The 1,092-nt window shown below is 71.5% G+C and carries 1 pseudogene; it reads right to left on the reverse strand.

The features are described from left to right. Positions 1–1,092 (reverse strand): annotated as a pseudogene (locus HL658_RS36460) (beta strand repeat-containing protein); the annotation flags it as partial.

Below are 1,092 nucleotides of genomic sequence, written 5' to 3' on the forward strand. Positions count from 1 at the left end.
CTCCAGGCCGCGGAGCGTCGTCGTGTTGCCCGAGGTGCCCAGCGTGACCACGTCGGTGCCGGCGCCGCCCACAAGGAACTCCAGGGCGCCCGCCGTCATCGTCGTGCCGCTGCTGCCGATGAAGATCAGGTCGCTGCCCGCACCGCCGGTCAGGCTCTCCAGACCCGACACCGTCACCGTGCCGCCCGTGCTCGCCATGGTGATGATGTCGGTGCCGGCGCCGCCCAGCAGCGTCTCCACCGGGTTGATCATCATGGTCGTGCCGAGGGAGGCGATGGTGATCACGTCGGTGCCCGCACCGCCGATCAGCGTCTCCAGACCCGCCACCGTCATGGTCGTGCCGGTGTCGCCGGTCGTCACCACGTCGGTGCCCGCTCCGCCGGTCAGCGTCTCCAGGCCGCGCAGCAGGATCGTGTTGCCCGAGGTGCCCAGCGTGATGACATCCGTGCCGGCGGCGCCGACCAGGATTTCCAGCGTCGAGACCGTCGCCGTGCTGCCGGTCGAGCCGAGCACCACCACGTCCGTACCCGTGCCGCCGGTCACGCTCTCCAGACCGCGCACCGTCAGTGTGCCGCCGGACGAGGCCAGCGTCACCGCATCGGTGCCGGCACCGCCGACCAGCGTCTCCAACGCCGCCACCGTCAGCGTGCTGCCAGCGGCCCCCAGCGTCACCAGATCGGTGCCCGCACCGCCGGTCAGGCTCTCCAGGCCCGACACGGTGACCGTCGTCCCGGTGTCACCGATGCTCACCACATCGGTGCCCACACCGCCGGTCAGCGTCTCGATGGCGCGCAGCAGGATCGTGCTGCCGGTGGTGTCGAGCGTCACCACATCGGAGCCCGCGCCGCCCACCAGGATCTCCAGGCCGGAGACCGTGATGGTCGAGCCGCCGCTGCCGAGCAGGACCACGTCGGTGCCGGAGTTGCCGGCCAGGCTCTCCAGACCCGACACCGTCGTCGTGTTGCCCGAGCTGCCGAGCGTCACGATGTCGGTGCCCGCCGCACCCACCAGGCTCTCCACCGCCGAAACCAGCAGCGTGCTGCCCGCCGAGTTGAGCGACACCACGTCGGTGCCCGCACCGCCGGTCAGCGT

The organism is Azospirillum oleiclasticum (assembly GCF_013423485.1).
Lineage (GTDB): Bacteria > Pseudomonadota > Alphaproteobacteria > Azospirillales > Azospirillaceae > Azospirillum > Azospirillum oleiclasticum.